Annotated in this window: 18 protein-coding genes and 2 pseudogenes; 10 read left to right on the top strand and 10 right to left on the bottom strand. The window is 56.9% G+C overall.

What is annotated here, in order from left to right; all coding sequences use genetic code 11:
* The first annotated feature begins 91 nt into the window (after window positions 1-91).
* Complete coding sequence (locus tag PSH96_RS11790) at window positions 92-1261, top strand: MFS transporter (RefSeq protein ID WP_305459412.1); 1170 nt, start codon at window positions 92-94, stop codon at window positions 1259-1261.
* Between the two features lie 150 nt (window positions 1262-1411).
* On the opposite strand, the gene PSH96_RS11785 is transcribed toward PSH96_RS11790, so the two are convergent.
* The 3 genes from PSH96_RS11785 to PSH96_RS11775 form a co-directional block, all read right to left on the bottom strand.
* Window positions 1412-1888 carry a hypothetical protein gene (locus PSH96_RS11785; RefSeq protein WP_305459411.1) on the bottom strand — a complete coding sequence of 159 codons (477 nt, stop codon included), beginning with the start codon at window positions 1886-1888 and terminating at the stop codon, window positions 1412-1414.
* A 54-nt stretch (window positions 1889-1942) separates the two neighbouring features.
* The gene (locus PSH96_RS11780; RefSeq protein WP_305459409.1) at window positions 1943-2215 is read right to left on the bottom strand and encodes a hypothetical protein; all 273 of its coding nucleotides are present in this window, start codon (window positions 2213-2215) and stop codon (window positions 1943-1945) included.
* 425 nt (window positions 2216-2640) lie between these two features.
* Window positions 2641-3651 carry an NAD(P)-dependent alcohol dehydrogenase gene (locus tag PSH96_RS11775; protein WP_305459407.1) on the bottom strand — a complete coding sequence of 337 codons (1011 nt, stop codon included), beginning with the start codon at window positions 3649-3651 and terminating at the stop codon, window positions 2641-2643.
* A gap of 174 nt (window positions 3652-3825) precedes the next feature.
* Between PSH96_RS11775 and PSH96_RS11770 the strand changes: the two genes are divergently transcribed.
* Window positions 3826-4740, top strand: coding sequence for a LysR family transcriptional regulator (locus PSH96_RS11770; protein WP_305459405.1), 915 nt, complete (start codon window positions 3826-3828; stop codon window positions 4738-4740).
* 97 nt (window positions 4741-4837) lie between these two features.
* Here the strand turns inward: PSH96_RS11770 and PSH96_RS11765 are convergent, their stop codons facing one another.
* Window positions 4838-5302, bottom strand: a complete 465-nt coding sequence (locus tag PSH96_RS11765) for a MarR family winged helix-turn-helix transcriptional regulator (RefSeq protein WP_305459403.1) — start codon at window positions 5300-5302, stop codon at window positions 4838-4840.
* 97 nt (window positions 5303-5399) lie between these two features.
* On the opposite strand from PSH96_RS11765, the gene PSH96_RS11760 reads away from it, so the two are divergent.
* Window positions 5400-5768 (top strand): antibiotic biosynthesis monooxygenase, encoded by a 369-nt coding sequence (locus PSH96_RS11760; protein WP_005789817.1) that lies wholly within the window; start codon window positions 5400-5402, stop codon window positions 5766-5768.
* 32 nt (window positions 5769-5800) lie between these two features.
* Complete coding sequence (locus tag PSH96_RS11755) at window positions 5801-6259, top strand: hypothetical protein (protein WP_305459401.1); 459 nt, start codon at window positions 5801-5803, stop codon at window positions 6257-6259.
* A gap of 247 nt (window positions 6260-6506) precedes the next feature.
* Here the strand turns inward: PSH96_RS11755 and PSH96_RS11750 are convergent, their stop codons facing one another.
* A complete protein-coding gene (locus tag PSH96_RS11750) occupies window positions 6507-6866 on the bottom strand; it encodes a hypothetical protein (protein ID WP_305459399.1) in 360 nt (119 codons plus the stop codon).
* The gene (locus tag PSH96_RS11745; protein WP_305459397.1) at window positions 6867-7841 is read right to left on the bottom strand and encodes a hypothetical protein; all 975 of its coding nucleotides are present in this window, start codon (window positions 7839-7841) and stop codon (window positions 6867-6869) included.
* Window positions 7842-8507: 666 nt separating this feature from the next.
* Between PSH96_RS11745 and PSH96_RS11740 the strand changes: the two genes are divergently transcribed.
* The 5 genes and pseudogenes from PSH96_RS11740 (at window position 8508) to PSH96_RS11720 (ending at window position 14288) form a co-directional block, all read left to right on the top strand.
* Window positions 8508-9248 (top strand): helix-turn-helix domain-containing protein, encoded by a 741-nt coding sequence (locus tag PSH96_RS11740; RefSeq protein WP_305459396.1) that lies wholly within the window; start codon window positions 8508-8510, stop codon window positions 9246-9248.
* A 209-nt stretch (window positions 9249-9457) separates the two neighbouring features.
* Window positions 9458-10954 (top strand): annotated as a pseudogene (locus PSH96_RS11735) (TolC family protein).
* Window positions 10951-12105, top strand: a complete 1155-nt coding sequence (locus PSH96_RS11730; RefSeq protein WP_305459394.1) for an HlyD family secretion protein — start codon at window positions 10951-10953, stop codon at window positions 12103-12105. The pseudogene PSH96_RS11735 and the gene PSH96_RS11730 overlap by 4 nt, the downstream one beginning before the upstream one ends.
* Window positions 12098-13645 (top strand): MDR family MFS transporter, encoded by a 1548-nt coding sequence (locus PSH96_RS11725; RefSeq protein ID WP_305459392.1) that lies wholly within the window; start codon window positions 12098-12100, stop codon window positions 13643-13645. Before PSH96_RS11730 ends, PSH96_RS11725 begins: the two co-directional genes overlap by 8 nt.
* Window positions 13646-13862: 217 nt before the next feature.
* Window positions 13863-14288, top strand: coding sequence for a hypothetical protein (locus PSH96_RS11720; protein WP_305459390.1), 426 nt, complete (start codon window positions 13863-13865; stop codon window positions 14286-14288).
* Window positions 14289-14393: 105 nt separating this feature from the next.
* On the opposite strand, the gene PSH96_RS29575 is transcribed toward PSH96_RS11720, so the two are convergent.
* From PSH96_RS29575 to PSH96_RS11705, 4 genes and pseudogenes are all read right to left on the bottom strand, one after another.
* Window positions 14394-15098 (bottom strand): methyl-accepting chemotaxis protein, encoded by a 705-nt coding sequence (locus PSH96_RS29575; protein ID WP_370694360.1) that lies wholly within the window; start codon window positions 15096-15098, stop codon window positions 14394-14396.
* A gap of 228 nt (window positions 15099-15326) precedes the next feature.
* Window positions 15327-15437 (bottom strand): annotated as a pseudogene (locus PSH96_RS29570) (hypothetical protein); the annotation flags it as partial.
* An 844-nt stretch (window positions 15438-16281) separates the two neighbouring features.
* The gene (locus PSH96_RS11710; RefSeq protein WP_056859530.1) at window positions 16282-16656 is read right to left on the bottom strand and encodes a tautomerase family protein; all 375 of its coding nucleotides are present in this window, start codon (window positions 16654-16656) and stop codon (window positions 16282-16284) included.
* A 6-nt stretch (window positions 16657-16662) separates the two neighbouring features.
* On the bottom strand, window positions 16663-16998 hold the full coding sequence (locus PSH96_RS11705; RefSeq protein WP_305459387.1) for a carboxymuconolactone decarboxylase family protein: 336 nt from the start codon (window positions 16996-16998) through the stop codon (window positions 16663-16665).
* A gap of 109 nt (window positions 16999-17107) precedes the next feature.
* Here PSH96_RS11705 and PSH96_RS11700 point away from each other — a divergent pair, with 109 nt between their 5' ends.
* Window positions 17108-17995: a LysR substrate-binding domain-containing protein gene (locus PSH96_RS11700; protein ID WP_305459385.1), complete on the top strand. Its 888-nt coding sequence runs from the start codon at window positions 17108-17110 to the stop codon at window positions 17993-17995.
* Window positions 17996-18041 lie beyond the last annotated feature (46 nt).

Here is an 18041-nt window from a genome sequence, read left to right as displayed (position 1 = left end):
TGCCCCTTACGCAAAGGTGATTGCCAAAAACGCCATCTACCGCCTTAAAACGTTGGATCGTAGCATTGGCGGCATAGATAAGGAGCTTTCCATGCGTATCAATCCACCTTTAGTTGCACTCGCCATGGGTGCCTTTGGCATCGGCGTCACCGAATTCGCCCCCATGGGCATGTTGCCGGGCATCGCCGCCGACCTCGGCGTCTCGATTCCCGCCGCCGGCTTGTTGGTCAGTGCTTACGCCATGGGCGTACTGCTCGGCGCGCCACTGATGACCCTGACCACCGGCAAGATCCCCAGGCGCTACCTGCTGATCGGGCTGATGGCGATTTTCACCCTGGGCAACCTGATGTCCGCCCTGGCCACCGACTACTACAGCCTGATGATCGCCAGAGTCGTCACCTCACTGAACCACGGCGCGTTCTTTGGCGTGGGCTCCGTGGTCGCCGCCAGTGTGGTCGCCCCGGAGAAACGCGCCGGCGCGGTGGCCGCCATGTTCATGGGCCTCACCCTCGCGACCATCGGCGGCGTACCACTGGCCGCCTGGTTCGGCGAACTGTTCGGCTGGCGCACCGCCTTCTGGGGCATTACCGGCCTCGGCGTCATCGCCATGGCCGCGCTGTGGTTCGCCCTGCCCAACCTCAAGGCGCCGCCACACGTGAGCGTAATGGCCGAAATCCGCGTACTGGGCCGCGGCCCGGTGCTGGGCGCATTGGCCCTTACCGTCATCGGCTCGGGCGCCATGTTCACCGTCTTCACCTACATCGCGCCCATCCTCAGCAGCGAAACCCACGCCTCCACCACCTACATCACCGCCATGCTCGTGCTGTTCGGTGTGGGCCTGACACTCGGCAACCTGTGGGGGGGCAAGGCGGCCGACCGCTCGATAGATCGCACCTTGATCGTGTCGCTGAGCGTGCTGATTGTGGTGTTGCTGGCGTTTACCGTACTGATGCGCTGGCCGCTGCCGGCGGCGGTGGCCATTTTGATATGGGGCGTGGCCAGTTTTGCCCTGGTGCCGCCGTTGCAGATGCGGGTGATGGAGGCGGCCAAGGACGCGCCTAACCTGGCGTCGGCGGTGAATATTGGGGCGTTTAACTTTGGCAATGCGATTGGGGCGGCGCTGGGCGGTGTGGTGATTAATGCGGGCTGGGGCTATCCGGCGATTTCGCTGGCGGGCGCGGGGATGGCGGGGTTGGGGTTGTTGATGGTGGTGGGGTTTGCTTGGCGGTCAAAGGTTAAGGGACTGTTAGCCGTCAATTAGGCGTGAAGGCCAGCGCTCCAGAGTGTGCCAAAACGGACGCCGAGGAGCATCCTGTCCAACTAGAGCGCATCGGGGTCAGCCCCTTGGGAGTCCTCAGGGTTTGCCCCCGATTTCTGACCCCGATTTCCCAGCAAGATAAAAGCTGAAAGATCAATAATAGTTGTTTTCGTACATGTATTTTATAATTTTATTTTTAGAACTTATATTACGAGCAACGTCACAATACGATGGATTTCTATTTGCGTCAAAGTCAAAGCATGTCGCTTCTTCATTTGCAGAACTGCCACCCATGTGAACAGAGATTATAATCCCCGTTGTGGTATTTTTACTTTTTAGATACTCTAACTTCTGCACATATTCATAGGGTGCATATTGAGTGACTTCAATGAGCTCATTTTTAGAGTTAAATTTAAAGCTTTTTACAATCTCTCCATTTTTCCTCACCTCGGATATCAAATTACTTTCATAGATATACTCTTCATTGGTTTTTATATTTTTCACTATCTTGCAATCAGCATCAAGATCATAATATTCCTCTTCAGCCTTCCCGTGAAACGAGGTCATTTTGTTTTTTATTTTTTTTAAGTTTACAGAAGCCTCTCCAGCATATGTATTTTGCAATTTCATGGACTCAATGCATCCATTGGCACCAAAAGAAACAAAGTATTCTTTCGTGACTTCTCAATCCTCAACATATCTAATAAATTGAAGGCTATCTTTAACATTCCCATGCATAGGTTCAAATCCAATCAAGGCTGCATAGGATGCTATTGCATCGGAATATTCTTTTTCAGTCGGTGCACCCTGGCTACCAGCAGCTGCAGTAGTTGCAAAAACACTCAATAGAATTAAAAGAAAACTCCCGATATGGTTAAAGGTCTTGAAAGGCTGCCTTGGATTGCTATTGGGATCGTTCACTTTCATCAGGTTGGATTCAGTTCTACTATCGATCATTTGCAAAGTCCTTTTTTATTCCGGCTAGAGCACTCGATTATTATTTGTAACGACCTGCACCAGGTTCCGAAATAGACAGAGTCATGGATGCGCCTCGATTTACGGAAATAATTTCTTCTGGCATATCGATTTCCTTTTTCAAACTGAGAACAAAAACAAGAGCCAGAACAAGCTTATTTGAATGAAAGTCTTCTGACTAGTCAATGATCGCCCTCCTGTATCTACGACGCGTTAGAGGACACAAGCCAACACACAGAAAAACTGTTTATAAACACAGCCTTCGCAACGAGAAAACACCCGCCAACGCAAAACACGCCGACAGGTGGCGATGAATTCTATTGGCCATCATTGGAAGTAGTCAGCCAATTTGGGAATGCTTCTGCTGCGATAGGCGAAAAAGGCGCCATATCGGCGCCTTAACGTCATTAAGCGATTTTGATCACAACCTTTCCAAATGCCCCCCTCGCCAGATGCTCATAAGCTTCCCGCGCTTTCTCGAACGGGTATACCTGATCGATTACGGGATGGATCTTGTGTTCGTTGAGGAATGCGTTCATGCGGTCGAATGATGAGCGTGGCGCCACGGCGATGCCGCGAAGGGTGGTCTGGCGGAAAATCAGCGGCATCAGATTGAGTTCAACGGTTTGGCCTGTCAGAAAGCCGATCTGCGCAATACGCCCTGACGCTTTGGTCGCTGCGACCGATTGATTGATGCCGCTGCCGCCTGCTACATCGAGCAGCAGATCCACGCCCTTGCCTTCGGTCAGTTTCAGCACTTCGTCCGCCCAGTTCGGGGTCGTTTTGTAGTTGATACCCGCCACGGCCCTCAGCGCCTTCACGGCTTGCAAATTCTGGTCGCTGCTCGACGTCGCAATGACCTTTGCGCCAAGCGCAGTTGCGATCTGCACGGCAAATATGGACACGCCTCCGGTGCCCTGAACCAACACGGTCTGGCCCGGCTGGATGTGTCCAAAGTCCACCAGCGAATACCAGGCCGTGAGCGCAGCAATCGGAAGCGTTGCCGCCTCTTCGTCGCTCATGTTGTCAGGTGCGCCGACGGCGCTGTCTTCATGGATGATCATGTATTCGGCTAAACCGCCGGGCAATGGCGAACCGAAGCAGTAATCGGGTTCGTTCGGCCCTGGCTCGCCATCCAGCCAACGTGAATAGAGGTGCGAGTTGACGCGATCACCGACTTTGAAACGTGTGACGTTATCACCGACCGCTACCACGGTGCCGGAGGCATCGCTCACTGGGATAAGTGGTTTGGGCACCTTGTGCGGCTCATAAATGCCGTCGACGATAGCCTTGTCGCGAAAGTTGAGCGAGACGGCACCGACCTTGACCAGCAACTCGCCAGCCTTGGGGTGCGGGGTCGCTACCTCTCCCAATTGCAGGTTGTCGAGTCCGAAATCTTTCAATAACCAAGCTTTCATTGCGAATCTCCCAATACACGTCAATGGCCACCGACCAGGATCGATTCGGCCTTGCGTGCATTTTTTGCTTTTGAGGGCGAGCAATAAATGCGTGGAAAAAGACATGATTGTTCTATCCTTGGACAACAATCATATTCAACTGGGTTATTCAGCCGCGGCTCATGGGAAAGCGTCATGGAATTGCTTCAATCGATGCGGCTGTTCGCCAGGCTTGCCGAACTTGGCAGCTTTACCAAAGCCGCCGAATCGCTGGACATCGGGCGACCTCAGGTCACTCGGTATATCCAGGAGTTGGAGACGTCATTGGGCGTGCGCCTGTTCCAGCGCACCACCAGAAAGGTGGCACTCAACGCCGAGGGTGAGCGGTTTTATGAGCGGGTACAGGAAATTCTGGCGGGTATTTCTGCTGCGACGTCGATGTTCTACCGATCGGGGGCAACGCTTGCAGGCCGACTTCGCGTCGATATACCGACCGCTTTCGCGCAAATGGAATTCATCAAGAGCCTTAAAGAATTCACTGGTTCCTACCCTGGTATCAACATGATTCTTGGCGTGACGGACCGGGCTGTCGACTTGGTTGGTGAAGGCATTGACTGTGCGTTGCGTATCGGCGATCTACCGGATTCGACCTTGATCGCTCGCCCTATCGCGATGGCGACCATGATCACCTGTGCTGCACCCGAGTATCTGCGCGAACACGGCGAACCAGAGACACTCGACGATCTGGCCACTCATCGAGGCGTCAACTTCTTGTCCGGTCAGAGCAACAGGCCATTACCTTGGCATTTCTCGGTAAAGGGTCAGGATCGAGCGTTTGTCAGTAATGCCGGCATCACCGTCACCGAGTCGAATGCGTACGTTCAGTGCGGCGTGTCGGGTTTCGGAATAATCCAGGCGCCGGGGATCACCGTGGCAGAGCATTTGGACAGTCGCGGTTTAGTCGAAATTCTAAAGCCCTATCGGCCAGCCCCTCGCCCGGTGTCGTTGCTGTACCCCAGCCGGACGCATCTGGCGCCACAGGTTCAAGTGTTTATTGAGTGGCTGCAAGAGCGTTTTCCGCAGCTTCATTCTGACTGGCTGGAACCATAGCGATCATTGGACCGGTTGCGCATAAAACGGGGTCACATAAAACGGGGTCAGACCCTCAGGGATTCTGACAAGCTGGATTATGCTGAGGCTGGCCGGGTCAGTCGGTCTGGTCTTCCTCAAGTCTATTGCGCAGGTGGTTTAGAACCTGATGGGTAGTCTGGATAGCATCGATGTCCAAGCCCTCCGCCAGCTCATTAATCCAGGGCGTCTGAAGCTTCATCGCCAGATCGAATGCTTCTCTTCCAGCGTCAGTCAGGACAACTAACTGCGCCCTACGGTGGTGTGGGTTCGGCTGAAACTCCAGCAGTCCATCCTTCACCAGATCGTTAACGATCCGCTGAACGTTTTGCCGATTTGCCCCCATGTCGCGAGCAATCCATGAAACCGGTTGTGCTCGTTCGGCGTACACAATAGTGCCCAGCAGTTGCCAGCGGGCGCTTGTCAGACCTAGCTCTGCGACGAGTCGATCGCCTGCAGTAAGCAGACGCGCACTTGCTCGAAAGATCTCAAGAACCAGATCGCTCATGGCGCGTCCTGCGGGGGTGTAGTTTGTCTTTTTCATGGCGCGAATCCTTCCACGTTGACACCATGATGTCAATCGCAGTAGGTTTGGAACTTGAAACCCAAATTGTCATCATGATTACAATGTAGAGGTCGCCATGCTTTCTATTCGCCCCCTTGATCCGATCGTGCCCATCACTCAACAGCTGCATTGCAGCGAAGCTCCAGTGGTATTGATCAACCTCTTCACTGTCGACGCAGACGATATACCTGACCTCCTTTGCGCATGGGAGCTGGATGCCAACTGGATGAAACAACGTGCCGGTTTCATCTCCACGCAGCTCCATCAGGCCATCGGTGGCAGCAACATGTTCTTGAATTACGCCGTATGGGAATCGGTAGAGCGGTTTCGCGATGCTTTCAATCATCCAGAATTCACCAATGCCTTGGCGCGGTATCCCTCAAGTGCCTTGGCCATGCCGCATCTGTTCACCAAGGTAGCTGTGTCGAATATCTGCACGGCCTGAGTATTAACCAACTGTCTGACGGTATTAGATAAATGCTTAGACGATTACATTTGATCTCCAGCACGCTGGCACTGATGTGCATCGCCACCTTCTTTCTGTCGACTATTTTTGTCGAGCTCATCGGATCCGGACACTCGATAGCCTCACTCAAGCACCTGATCGTGAGTCCCGGGCTTTGGATACTGGTACCGACAATGATTGCGACCGGTGCAAGTGGAGTGCTAATGAGTCGGAAACGACAAGGACGACTGGTCGCTTTGAAGAAGAAACGCATGCCATTCATTGCCGCTAACGGCCTGCTGGTTCTGATGCCGTGCGCCATTGTGCTTAACCAATGGGCGTCGGCGGGAAGCTTCGATACGCGTTTTTACTTCGTACAGGTAATCGAACTGATCGCAGGGGCCACCAATCTCGCATTAATGGGGCTGAATATGCGTGACGGCCTGCGCCTCAGCGGCCGACTGCTGCGGGTTGCACGTCACAGACAGTAAGCTGAATACTTGTTTGCGCTTGTCTTAAAAAGCTGGGCCGAAATCCGCCATTTGTGACCGACAGCTATCGGTCAAAAGTGGCCATTGCGCCTAGCTAATAAACCAGGGGCAATTCATCTTTATTTCAAACCTGGTCAGACGCCTATTCTTCGCAGTTATTGCTTGACTCATTCTCAGTGATCAGGCCTGTTAACGCCGCCTCTACCGCCATTAAGGATTTCTCAGGGTCTGACCCCGATTTTCCTGTTCAGTGTTCTATAAGGAACCAGCTGATAGCCATTCCTATGATGGATCCAACCGCGACGAGCGGCGGCATTACCATCCAGAACTTGAGACGTTGTGGGATTTTTTCAACGTCCTCAACCTGTACCAAATGCCGCCACTGAAACACTTTGGGGATAAGTATGATGAGCGCCATGGCGACTACACGCACGTGCCGCCCCTCAAAATGAGCATTACGGAAAATATGCCTGCACCCGACTACATAGTCGCTGTGTTGCACGTAGTGCTCTGCGGCATCGAGTCTTTTGAACATCACGTAAAAAGTGAGCGGAATGCTGAGCATCATTAGGATGAGGGAGCACATGCCCAGATATAGCCAAGCCATTTAATTACTCACAGTCCTGTAGATAAACTTGCCTGCGCTTTCCGCCAGTCCGCTTCCGAGCGCCCCTGTAGCCAACCCACCTGCTGCACCGCCTACGATTGCACATGCCAAGGCTCCAGCACCCGCTGTAGGTATGCCAAAAACCACTACACAGGCGCTGATACCAATACCAGCCCCAATGCTCCCGCCAACTGCTGCGCCCGTAACTCCGGCTACCAATTTACCCCCTTCAACATACTTCGCCTGCGTACACTCTTGCTCACGCCCTGTGGAACACGCCTCCGTTATCTCCAGCGCCGTCGCCCCAACATCCAGCGCTATGCCAATGTAAGTCCCCTTCTTCAATATTTGCGAGGCCTTGGCCAAACGCTTGACCCTTTCCTCATACCCCCGAATTTCTCCGTGTTGCCAGTAGCTTTTACTGGAAATCCCCAACATCTTTTTAATCGAACCTTCGTTTCGTAACCCCGTACCAAAGCGCGCCATGCCCGAGATTTGGCTGTCCAACTTGGCAAACAGCGCCCTTCGCTTAACCAAAAACTCCTCCCTTGCCCCAGTGGTGCCTTTGCTCAAGTACTGCTTATGCAAACTCTCGATTTCGATAAGGGTCTTCTCAACTTGCGCCAGATGCTTGCTCCATGCACTGCTGGCACTGCCGATGCCAAGGGACGAATAGGTCAAGATGGCCTGCACCTGATCATAGTTTTTGATCAGGAACTGGTCAGTTGCGGAATACGCCAACAGGGCGAGCTTTATATTTTGTGCCGAGCGCATAAGCTGTGCCTCTTCAGCGGTGCAAGCGGCGGTTCGGCCATCTTCAATGATCACCAATTGCCCAGGCAACACCACCGTGTTGCGGATGTGCTGGTTGAGGATGTCGAATTTGGTCTGCGTACGCGGATCAAGCGCCAAGCTTAGTTTAAGCAATGGATAGGGCTGGGGTCGTTCATTGATAAATGCGTAGGGTCCCTGCATGCGTGCACCTCCTAGTGACTGAGGCGCACGACTATAAGAAGGCGCCACAGCGGAGGTAAGACGTGTATAGGGGTGGTTTTAACGTTTCAGAAACGGACTACTTCACTCTGAGTGCATGCCTACGCACTGGACGCGCTTATGAATGACTGCTATCGGCTATCGCCCAATTTCTGCCGTTCGGATTTTGGCGTCTTCATCAGTTCAAAAGCTGACTCTGCAGGATCTGACGCCCTGCGAAAAATCAGCGACTTGACGATTTGGGCCTTCTCGCATCCCAACGTTTGGGCGGCGTCGTCGGCGGTGCGGGTCGAGTCCGGCAACTCCTGAACGGACAGGCCGAGGCCTCGCGCGTAAAGCGCCCTTTTGCGCGGGCTTTGTTGGCGTCCTTGATTGCAGCTAATGTTATACAGGGCAGCTAAATAACCAATAAAATCATAATTATTAGTTTTTTATGCTGTAAATAATGATTTTTTTGAGATGCTTTGCAATTGGTTTTTGTCTGTTTCGTTTAGTGTTTGATCCAGCGAGCGAGCGTTAACGGCAGCTTCGGCTGCGCACTGTCGTAACTGTCGAAAAAGGAGAAAACGTCATGATGCTCAAGGATCCGCCCAGCCCATATCGCCATTTTAATACCGTGGACTTGCCTGACCGCGGTACCTTCCTGAGATGATCGCGCACACCGCATTGGCGGCGCTCGCCGGTGACTATGGTCATGGCGACATAGTGGCTTCGCATCGGCATGAAGAAGGTCAACTGGTATATGCCATTAACGGTGTGATGCTGGTATCGGTCGTCGGGACCACTTGGGTGGTGCCTTCCGGGCATGCGCTTTGGGTTCCTTCGGGGGTGGAGCACCAGATCCGCATGACCGGCGAGGTGCGTATGCGCACCCTGTTGATCTCGCCGGGCGCACACCGGGCGTTGACGGAGGAATGCCACGTTCTCAAGGTTTCGCCGTTGCTGCGGGAGTTGATCATCGCCGCGGCCGATGAACATGACACTGAACCCGCTCTGTTGCGCCATGTGCAGATTGTCGACCTGATTTTTTCGGAGCTCGACATTGCGCAGCGGGTACTGGCGCATGTGCCGATCCCCGATGAGCCAAGGCTCAAGTCGCTGTGTGCCGAGTTTATCGACAACCCTTCACAGGAGTCGAAACTGGAGAGTTGGGCGGTGCAGCTCAATATGAGTTCGCGCACCCTGGCGCGGCTGTTCCAGAAAGAGTTGGGCATGAGTTACGGGGAGTGGCGCAAGCGCACTCGGCTGCTACTCAGCATGCAACGGCTGGCCTGCGGCGTATCGATCCTGGAAGTGGCATTGGAGCACGGTTACCAGAGCCCGAGCGCGTTTACTGCGATGTTCAAGCGCACCATGGGCTACACCCCGAGCACCTGCCGCCTGGTCTGACACCCCGGCGAGCGCGCAACCCCAAGCGTCCATGGCCCCGCCTCCAGGCAGGGCCATGTCTTTGCGCGTGCCTGGCCCGTGAGCGCCTGCGATAAGGCGGTCTACAGGCACATTGTCCAAATCGAAACGATGGTTGTCTGGAACTCGGGAGATGCGCGGCCCGGTGCTCTCTTAACCTGTGCGTCTTCTTGGCATTCTGGGTTTTTTCGATGGGTCCGCCTTTTTTCTGTGCATGGCATGGTCGTCTTTCACTCCTGGGTGTGGCGGTCGTTTTGTTGGCGGGTTGTTCCTCTTGGGTCACCCATATACCCGTGCAGCCGCAGCCGGAGCGCTTTAATGCCCTGAGCCGCCTGCCGCAGGGTGTTTCGGCCCAAGCGTTACCCGACCATTGGTGGCAGTTGTATAACGATCGGAAACTTGACGCGCTGGTGCAGCAGGCATTGATGCATAACCGCGACCTGGCTGCAGCTCAGTCCCATGTGCAGGCGATGTTGGCCGGGATCATGCAGGCCGATGCCGGGCGCTGGCCGTCGACCCAGGCCTCACTGGGCGCCGAGTACGGCAAGACAGCCGATGATCAGACCCTGGCCAAAGCCACGGATAGCCATGCTCCGTCACAGTGGGCGTTCAATCCAGGCTTCGAGCTGGCTTATCAGGTGGATATCTGGGGCTAGGTTCAGCGCAGTATCGAGCGGGCTCAGGTCCAGGCGGCTGCGGCGCAGGACGCCGAAGACTTGTTGCGCATCACGGTGGTGGCGCAAACCACTCGCGCTTATGTCAATGCCTGCGCCATGGGGGCACGCGCCAGGATTCAGCGCCATTCGATGGATGTGGTCGGGCACAGCTTGGCGTTGACCGACCGGCAGCGTCAGGCCGGTGTGGTGACAGATCTCGAATACACCCGGATGCAGGCGCTACAGGGTGAAACCCTGGCGCTGCTACCGATGTTGGAAGCACGCCGACAAGCTGCCCTGTACGAGCTGGCGATGCTGACCGGCGTGGCGGACCTGGAACAAGGCATTGGCGCGGCGACCTGTGAGGTCGTGCCGCAACTCAATGCCGAGCTGCCGGTGGGTGATGGCTGGCAATTACTCGCGCGCCGCCCCGATATCCGTCGGGCCGAGCGAGCGCTGCAAGCGGCCACGCTGCAAGTGGATATCGTCCAGTCTGACCTGTATCCGAAGGTGACCTTTGGCGCTTCAGTGTCCTCATCCGCCAACACACCCCATGAGTTGGGAGACAGTAGCGCGGTGGTGTTTGGCGTCGGGCCGCTGATTACCTGGCAATTCCCCAACTGGCGGGTCAATCGCGCGCGGGTCAACCAGGCCAGGGCGTTGGAGCGCATGCAAGTGGCGCAATTCGAGGCCAGTGTTCTCAAGGCCCTCAAGGAGGTACGCCAGGCTCTTGCGCTCTACGACGGCGAGCGCCGGCGCCACGCCGCGTTGAACCAGGCCCTTGCCAGCAGTCGCCAAGCCTACACATTGGCCCAGTTCAATTACGACGCCGGGTCTATCGACTTTCTCGACGTGCTGGACAGCGAGCGTGAGCTGATCCGCCTGCAGGCCACGCTCGCCGATGCCGATGGCCAGCTGTTGCAGCGCCAGATCGGCCTGTTTCGCGCGCTTGGCGGCGGTTGGCAGTCTTCTGCCTCTGCAACCGCTGCCCTGAGCCGCACTTCCGTCAATTTTTCCGGTACCCAGCCATGAATATTGCTGTCGATGAAAAAACCGCTGTCCAGGACGAGCAGCTCATGCATGCGCGCAAGCAACGCCGCAAACGTAACCTGATCCTGCTGGGATGCGTTGTGCTGTCGATCGCGGCGGTAGGGTTCGGGGTGTACTGGATGACGGTTGGACGTTACCTGGAACAGACCGATGATGCCTATGTGCATACCGACTGGATCCCCATCAGCCCGAAGGTCTCCGGGTATGTGGCCCAGGTGCTGGTGGAGGATGACCAGCCCGTCAAGGCCGGGGATGTGCTGGTGCGCATCGAGGCCCGCGATTACCAGGCGCGGTTGGCGCAGGCGCGTGCGCAATTGGCGCAAACCCAGGCCTCGGTCGCGGCCCAACAGGCCAACCTGCAAGTGACCGACAGCCTGATCGCCCAGCAAAAGGCCGGGGTAAACCAGGCTGAGGCCCACACCCGCAGCGTGGCGGCCGAGTTGCGCCGCGCGAGCCTTGACCAGCGCCGCTACCAGGGCCTGGTGCGCGAACACGCTGCCAGTGCCCAGCGTCTGGAAACGGCGGCTGCCAGCTACACCCAGGCCAACGCCGCGGTGGAAATCGCCAAGGCCATGCAGCGTCAACAGGAAACCAGGTTGACCGTCGCCATTGCCCGGCGCCAGCTGGCCGAAGCCTCGCTCCAACAACAGATTGCCCGGCGCAGCCAGGCCGAGGCGCAGTTGAGCCTGGCGTCTCATGCGCTGGAGGACACTTTGATCCGCTCGCCCATCGACGGGGTCGTGGGGCAGCGCAAAGTGCGTATTCGCCAATACGTCGCGCCGGGCTTGCCGTTGCTGGCGGTGGTGCCCCTGCAGCAGGCCTATGTGGTGGCCAACTACAAGGAAACCCAGTTGCGCGACATGCGCGCCGGTCAACCGGTGGATATCAGCGTCGACAGCTATTCGGGACGCAAGCTCAAGGGCCATGTGGTGAGCTTTTCGCCAGGTTCCGGGGCCGTGTTCGCGCTGTTGCCGTCGGATAATGCCACCGGCAACTTCACCAAGATCGTGCAGCGCTTCCCGGTGAAGATCGTCATCGATGAACATGACGAGGGCGGGCCTATTCTGCCTGGCATGTCGGTGATCACCACCGTTGACACCCGGTCCGGCACACAGGGCGCGACCCATGACTGAGTCCGTTGAAAAAACCGTCTCCTTTCGCGCCTGGGTGGCGGTGATCGGCGGGCTTTTCGGCTGTTTCATGGCCGGTATGAACGTGCATGTGACCAGCGCCGCGCTGCCGGAAATCGAGGGTTCCCTGGGGGCGACCTTCGAGGAGGGCTCGTGGATTTCCACGGCTTACCTGGTCGCGGAAATCGTGATGATTCCTCTGACGGCCTGGCTGGTCCAGGTGTTCTCGCTGCGGCGGGTGATGCTGGCGGGCTCGTTTGTGTTCCTGGTGGCGTCCATTGCTTGCTCCTGGGCGCCCAACCTGGAAGTGATGATCATCATTCGGGTGATCCAGGGTGCTGCCGGCGCGGTGCTGATCCCTTTGTCATTCCAGCTGATCATCACCGAGCTCCCGCCCAGCAAGATCGCGATGGGCATGGCCTTGTTCGCCTTGTCCAACAGCGTTGCCCAGGCCGCCGGGCCATCCATTGGTGGCTGGTTGACCGATGCTTATTCGTGGCGCTGGATTTTTTACCTGCAACTGGCGCCGGGCATTCTCTTGTTGCTGGCGGTGGCATGGTCCATCGATGCCAAGCCCATGCAGTTGAGCCTGCTCAAGAGCGGTGACTGGGGCGGCATCCTGGCCATGATCGTCGGCCTGGGGGGTTTGCAGATCGTGCTGGAGGAAGGTGGTCGCAAGGACTGGTTCGGCTCCGATTTCATTGTGTGGGTGTCGCTGATCGCCGGCGTCGCCCTGGTGTACTTCGTGCTGTCGCAGTTGTACGGCAGCCGTTCCTTCATCAACCTGCGCCTGCTCAAGCGCTACAACTTCGGAGTGGCCAGTGCGGCGATGTTCATTTTCGGCGGAGCTACCTTCGGCCTGGTGTTCCTGGTGCCCAATTACCTTTCCCAACTGCAGGGGTACAACGCCCGGGAAATCGGCATCAGCCTGATCGCCTACGGCATGGTGCAATTGGTGCTGGCACCGTTCATGCCGCGCTTGATGAAGTGCCTCAGCCCGAAACTGATGGTCGCCAGCGGCTTTTTCATCATGGCGCTGGGCTGCTACCTCGGCGCGCACCTGGACGTCGATAGTGCCGCCAACGTGATCATCCCTTCCACCGTGGTACGGGGTATCGGACAGCCGCTGATCATGGTGGCGCTTTCTGTTCTGGCGGTTTCCGGGCTGGCCAAAGATGAAGCCGGTTCCGCATCCGCGTTGTTTTCCATGCTGCGCAACCTTGGCGGGGCCGTGGGTACTGCAGGGTTGACGCAAATCGTCGCCATGCGCGAGCGCTTTCACTCAGAGCGGGTGGGAGAGTCGATCACGCTGTTTTCCTTTCCCTTGCAGGAGCGCCTGCGCGCCAGCATGGCAGACAGCGAAGACTTCATATTCAACCAACTGTTACCCGCCCAACAGCAGGTCCTTGAAAGCTTGGCCCATACCGTGCGTCGTGAGGCGTACCTGATGGCCTACAGCGATGCGTTCTATGTGTCCTGTATCGCACTGATCTTGTGTGGTGTAGCGGCCTTGGCATTACGCCAACAATCTGGACGAGCATAGGTTCAGATACCGATGGCCACCTTTACTTCAAACCTGGCCAGCCGCCCAGCCTTCCCACTTATTGCTTGACTCACTGTGATTGATCAGGCCAGTTAGTGCCGCCTCTACCGCCATTAATAAGGACATTATGAAGCCTCTTTACCTGTGTACCGTTCTGCTGCTTGCAGGCTGCGCCCCAGCGCCGAAATACCTGGTGCCTGCCGGGGCGCCCCAGGCAATGATCCGCAGCGAATTGGTGTCGATGGAAAATTATCGAAACGGCGTGACGCTGGTCCAGGCGCCTGCCATCGGCTGCAAATACGGCAGAACCGTGGCGATTGAGTCGGGGATAGGGAAGCAGTTGGTTTCCGTTTATAAGAACGTCTCGACGCCGGAGGGTTTTTTCCCGATTGAAGCCGGCAAGCCTATGCACTTGGAAATGCGCGGCGTGGCCAATGCCAATCGCTCGTGCAGCGTATCGTTTATCAGCGAATTTGCGCCGGGCGCACGTTATGTGATCAAGGGAGGGATTGCCGACGTCCCGGGCTCGTTGAGCCGTTGTTACATCGACATATTCAATGTCGACTCGGGCGAGCGCGTGCCCACGGCAGATGAACCGAAAATAGAACGTACTTGTGCGTTGGATCGGCTGCCGACGTTCTAGCGTAAAAGCGAGGTCATATGTGCCTGTGATCTGACCCCGGTTTTATAAAATACATAAAACGGGGTCAGACCCTCAGGGATTCCTCAGGGTCTGAGCCCGATGTCCTCAAGCACTCAGGCGTGCCGTCACTTCATTCAACTGCCCTGATAACCCGTGAAGGTTGCGGCTTGCGGCTTCGGTACGCTGCATGTTGTCCAGGTTGGTACTGGCAATCGTGGTGATTTCGGTGAGGTTGCGCGAGATGTCTTCCGCTACCGAGGTTTGCTCTTCGGCGGCGGTGGCAATCTGGCGGTTCATGTCGCGAATGGCTTCCACGGCATGGGTGATGCGCTCCAGCATGGCGCCGGCCTCATTCACTTGCGCGACACTTTCCTCACTGCGCGACTGGCCACTTTCAATAGCATGAGCCGCGTCCACCGCGCCGGTTTGCACCGTTTGGATGATCTGGTTGATTTCGATGATCGACGCTGCCGTGCGCTGGGCCAAGCTACGCACTTCGTCAGCCACGACCGCAAAACCGCGTCCGGCTTCACCAGCACGTGCCGCTTCGATCGCCGCGTTCAGCGCCAGCAAATTAGTCTGCTCGGCGATGCCGCGAATCACTTCCAGCACCTTGCCGATACGGCCACTGTCGGTTTCAAGGCGACGGATGACCGTGGCGGTGTTGGCGATCTCGCTACGCATCTGGGTGATCGTGTGAATGGTGCCCTGCATGACTTTTTCGCCCTGCTGCGCGGATTGGTCGGCATCATCGGCGGCGCGTGCGGCATCGGCTGCGTGACGAGCAACTTCCTGGGCGGTGGCGGACATTTCGTTCATCGCCGTAGCCACCTGATCGGTACGGTTGAACTGCTCGTTGGTGCCGCTGGCCATGAGAACGGCGATGGCGTTTAACTCACCACTTGCGCTGTCCAGATCCTTGGCGCTGCGCTGCAAACGGTTGAAGGTTTCAGCGAGAAAGTCGCGCAACGTGTTGGCGGCCATGGCCAGTTTGCCCAACTCGTCTTCTCGGCTGCTGGCCACGCGTTCGGCAAACTTGCCTTGGCTCAGTTGCGCCACGTAGTCGATCAGCTTGCGGATGGGGTCAACCAGGTTGCGGTTGATCAGCCAAAGGCTCAACAAGCCGATCAACAACCCCGAGGCGAGCATAACGATAATCCCCAGCATCACCGTGCGCTTGGCAGCGGCGCTGATCAGCGTGGATTGCTCGGTGCCCTGCTTGCGCAAGTCGCCGACAAGCTCGCTCATCTGATCGCTGGTGGCACGGTCCACTCCTTTGACGGCGGCGTCGCCTGCGGTGGGGTCTGCACCCGCGGCGATATAGGCATCGCGACCTTTCTGGTAAGCGCTGTCCAACTGACGGTGTTCGTCACGCAGGCGTTCGATGCGGGTCTTGAGTTGGCCGTCCAGGCCTTTCTGGTTAGCCAGTTCGCCAAGGATGCCCTGTACGTCGCGCTGACGGTCTTCGAATTGCTTCCAATATTTATCCAGGTCCGCCGGCTGCTTACCCCGCAGCAACACGTTTTTCCATTCCTGAACCTGCACCTTGAATTGCAGGTTGGCCTCGTCGATCAATTGCGAAGTGTGCAACGGACCTTCGATCAGGTTGGCGTAGTTTTGCACGCCGCTGGACAGGAAATGAAAGCATGACAAAGCAATCAGCAACATCGCCAACAGGCTGCCGCTCAACAACGCGAGGATTTGGGCTCTTAGGGATTTTTGCAGCATCGGATGATACTCATGACAGGAATGAGGTGCGCCTGGTTGGGCGCGAAAAACGTCCAAACATCCCTGTCTGCGGTTCCGGTTCGTGGCCGGAGCCGCGCAAGCTAACACCTGCGTCATCGGCGTGCCAGAGCGGTTCTTGAGATGAGTCCGACAGCCGGTGCCTGCAGTCGTCGAGACCTGGCACATCGAAGCGGTGTTGAAGGCTGTGCGCGAGAGGCTGTATTCCTCAGGGCAACCCCCAATTCACTTTGAATAACCTCAAAGCCTAGTTGCCCCGCCCTCCCCCAAACGACCACTCATCACCGGCCGTGGTGGTGATCACCACCATCACGTCTTCCGCGTTCAGCCCCGTCGCCCGCCCCAGTTTCTCGACCAGATCACGGTAAAAATGCTGTTTAGTCGTAACACTTCGAGCACGACCGGCGGTAATCGCGATCAGCACAAAGTCATGGCTACGCGGCCCACCCAGGTAGTGGGGATCGAATATCAGCTCGCCGACCTCATGCTGGTGAATGACCTGGAAGCGATCTGCCTTCGGTACTTCGAAGCTCTCGACCAAGGCGTCGTGCAAGCCCTGAGACAACGCCTGTAAATACTCGGCCGACTTGCCTCGGTGCAGTGAAATTCGTGCAAACGGCATCAGCGGTTACTCCGGGCGTGCTGAAAGGCAAAGCTGTAGTTCGCTCAGCACATTCAGCGCCGAAGCGGCCGTCGGCCAACCAGAATAAAACGCCAGATGGGTGATGACTTCGGCCAGTTCGTCGGCACACACGCCGTTATCCAGCGCACGTTGCAAATGAAACGGCAGTTGCTCAAGACGGTACATCGCCACCAGCGCAGCCACCGTCACCAAACTGCGTTCACGGGGCTTAAGTTGCGTACGCGTCCACATGTCGCCGAACAATACGTTGTCGGTCAACTCGGCAAACTTCTGCGGATAGTTGCCCTCGGGCTCTCCCCCAGTGGCCATAGCTGTATTCATGATGTTTCCCCTCCAATGTCCCGATCTGAAGGACGAAAATTATCAAGTCGCAACCCTTCCGAATATCAGATTTAATAGCGTTGACCATCCGGAATTAGTGGACTATTGAATGCGCCGCCCCACCTTCGACCTTGATGTATTGCGCACCTTCGTCACGGGTGTGGAGTGCAACAGCTTTGCCAAAGCCGCAGATCGTCTCGGTCGGTCGACGTCTGCCGTGAGTGCTCAGTTGAAGAAACTTGAGGAGCAGATAGGCACGCCGGTACTGGCTAAATCCGGTCGCGGGCTGGTCTTGACCCCCACGGGGGAATCACTGCTCAGCCATGCCCGCCGGTTACTGGAGTTGAACGACAGCATTTTTCACAGCGTGCATCAAAGCCAGACCGCCGGGACCCTGCGCCTGGGGCTTCAAGAGGACTTTGGGGAACATTTCCTGAGCGATATCCTGCGACGCTTCGTACAGACTTACCCGAGGGTGAGCCTCGAAGTCAGGATCGCCCGTAATGCCGAACTGCTGACCCTGGTCGAAAGTGCAGCCCTGGACTTGGCCCTGACCTGGGACACCGGGCACCTGTCGCCCTATGCCACGCGCCTGGGCGAAACACCGATGCACTGGATCGGGCCGCGCGATACGCCCTTGCTGACGGCCGCTGACGACTCACCACTGCCCTTGATAATGTTCGACGCGCCCTGCGTACTTCGCAGCGCCGCCACCCAGGCGCTGGACGCCGCGCAAATACCCTGGCGCATCGCCCTCACCAGCCCCAGCGTCGCGGGTATCTGGGCAGCCGTCGCTGCCGGCCTGGGCGTGACGCTGCGTACGCGCATTGGGTTGCCGAGCCATCTCAGTGTTGTTTCTGGTTTACCCGCCGTGCCTAGCCTTGGTTATGTGCTGCACAGCGGTGGCGGCGAGCCCACTGCGGCGGCCCAGCAATTGGCTGGTTTGATCAAAGCAGGCCTGCAGGAACAGGCGTTTCGTTTCACGGTTGCGACATAATTGAAAATGCGTAAGGGGTCAGTTCGAGTGATGGATGGGGAGCGTA

Source organism: Pseudomonas sp. FP2338, assembly GCF_030687515.1.
In the GTDB taxonomy this organism is placed as follows: domain Bacteria; phylum Pseudomonadota; class Gammaproteobacteria; order Pseudomonadales; family Pseudomonadaceae; genus Aquipseudomonas; species Aquipseudomonas salomonii.
Note: the sequence above shows the minus strand (reverse complement) of the source record. Positions and strands in the feature narration are given on the sequence as shown.